The sequence below is a fragment of the Bacillus cereus group sp. BfR-BA-01349 genome, assembly GCF_022663795.1.
GTDB lineage: Bacteria > Bacillota > Bacilli > Bacillales > Bacillaceae_G > Bacillus_A > Bacillus_A cereus.
The window spans coordinates 1-2,494 of the sequence record NZ_JAKUGE010000103.1 but is presented as its reverse complement, the minus strand read 5'-3'; the positions used below and the strand labels follow the sequence as shown (position 1 = coordinate 2,494).

Genomic DNA, 2,494 nt, shown 5'->3' with positions numbered 1-2,494 from the left:
CCCCCCCGAACCGTACGTACTTGTCTCCAAGTATACGGCTCTCCATTTATCAATCCAACTTACCTGAGTGTAAATCTACGTGACATTGATGGCAGAGTGCCATAGTTTTTCTTTTTCTAGCAATCATCATTTGCTCCCACATTTTCTTACCTTTTAGGTCTTTTAACTTCCTTATGTGGTGCATTTCGATTGCTTGATTCTTTTTGCCACACACTTCACATTCTTCAGCTAATAATCGTTCAATGAGACTTGTTCGTCCAGACATTTTTAAGGTATTTGGGAGAATATCGACTTCTATGTTGGTATCTATACTTTTTTGTCTCTGAAATCCTTGGTCATAAAGATATCTTATCTTTTCACCGTTTTTAGTTTTGTATCGTATACCAAATTTCCCATTAGTTTTATATTTGTTGAGTATTTTTTTAACACTTTTTTTGTACTTGCTAGCGAACGTCTTATACATACTATATTCCATTATGTATTTGTATTTATTTATAACACTTACGTTGTTCGCCAATTTGTAGTATTCATATAGACCACGAATTTCTGCGTTGTATATACTTAGAATCTCTAAGTCGTCATTATCTTTTAGATAGGTTCTGTGCTTAGGTTTCCAAGTACCTGTATTTTTGTCAATTGTTAGTGCATCTTTTTGAAATAGGTTCTTTATCCATTTGCTTTTGGGTACGTATAGTTTAGGCGTGTAAGAAAATAGCCTTTTCGTCCTTCTATGGGTTGTTTTCGCTGTGGCTTCTTCTCTTGAAATTGTAATATCGTAACTGAGAAATTGTACTAATTTTTCACTATGGGTTATGAGAGTCTTTTCTTGTGACAACTCGAGTTCAAGGGTTTCTTTAAGAAAAATCGTAAGATTTTCTTTGACCTGAATTGCGTCTTCTTTACTACCTATAATTCCTATGAGGAAATCATCTGCGTACCTGGTATATACAATTCTTTTGTAGTTTTCGTCCATAGGTTCTTTTGAATGGATAGAGAGCTGTTCTTTGTGTAGTTTGTTCCACTGTAGTTTCACTTCTCTTTTTTCTTCCTCTGGCATTTGTCCCCATTGTTCCTTATGTTTCTTTCGTAATCGGTATTTCTTTTCCGATAGGTACCCATAATCACGATTTGTTTTTCTTGTTGACCCTTTATCAAATTGTTGTTTGTAAATCTTCATAAATTTGTCTAATTCGTTTAGATAAATATTTGATAGTATGGGACTGATTATGCCTCCTTGTGGAGTGCCAGAGAATGTGTTGTTATATGTCCATTCTTCGAGATAACCTGCTCTGAGAAACTTCCAGATTAACCTTATAAACTTTTCATCATTAATCCTTCTTTTAAGGATATTTATAAGTGTATGATGATTTATGTTATCGAAGAAACCTTTTATGTCTCCCTCTACAAACCATCGTACACCTCTATATGTCTTTTGAATTTGAGTTAACGCAGTATGACAGCTCTTTTTAGGTCTAAACCCATGTGAATCATCTGAGAACGTAGATTCATGAGTACTCTCAAGGGTACTTCGTATTATTTCTTGTATAATTTTATCATCCATAGAAGGGATGCCTAGTGGTCTTTTACCACCATTAGCTTTCTCCCTATAAACTCGTCTAGCTGGATAAGGGTTGTAAGTCTCGTGTTTAATTTTGTCTATAAGAGTGTTAATTCTTTCAATACTCATTCCATCGATATTCTTTCCATCCGTACCTTTGGTCATATTACCTTCTTTGGCATATATCTTAGAATATGCCATGTAATAAAATTCTGGATTATACAGGTTTCTGTATAGCCTCTTGAACTTGTAGTCTGTATTACTAGCCATGGTACGTAGGCTGTTTAATACCTCATTTGGATTTCTCATAGAGCCTCGCGCTCCTTCCTAATTTGTATTAAACTGATAAACTGTTTCCCTTCGCCTTGTAATAGGCTTTCCCTATCTCTGACTACTACGGAAACTCCGTTACCTTATTGGATATTCATAAGCCACATACCTTGTTTTGCACTTGGTATCATCCTTAATAGCCAGTTTGTGTTGGCGTTCCAACTTAGGTAATCCCCATTTAGTACATTTAGAGATAAGCTTGTTATAGTGTCGGATGCGACTTTCGTCCGTTTCCACCTACAGTGGATAGTTAGTAATGGGTCTCTGGGGCATGAGTCTAAGGTTACAGAACTCGACCTTCTTTACCATTTAACATCCACCTGATTAAATGGTCATTACTACACAACGTTACTAGTTACCTTTCGTCATGGGGTTCGATATCCCCCTTTGGACTATCGTTTAAGCAGTTTAGCTTTCATCCTTGTCTATACATTTCATCTGGCCATTCAGTCGTAATTGGGTAACTAATTAACTTATGGCTTTACCAACATGCTACACTCCCCGTTCAGTTTCCTTCATGGATAAGTTGGTTGATGATAGGCTTTTGTGAGACCTGAGCCTACAACTTTGCTAGAGTTGAATCTCTAAATGCCCGTATGGGCGCAC

Annotated in this window: 1 protein-coding gene; it reads right to left on the bottom strand. The window is 36.4% G+C overall.

Features of this window, described 5'->3' with window-relative positions; genetic code table 11:
• Positions 1–49: 49 nt before the first annotated feature.
• Entirely contained in the window at positions 50–1,867 is a 1,818-nt protein-coding gene (locus MR169_RS27845; RefSeq protein ID WP_242320384.1) for a reverse transcriptase domain-containing protein, read from the bottom strand.
• Positions 1,868–2,494 lie beyond the last annotated feature (627 nt).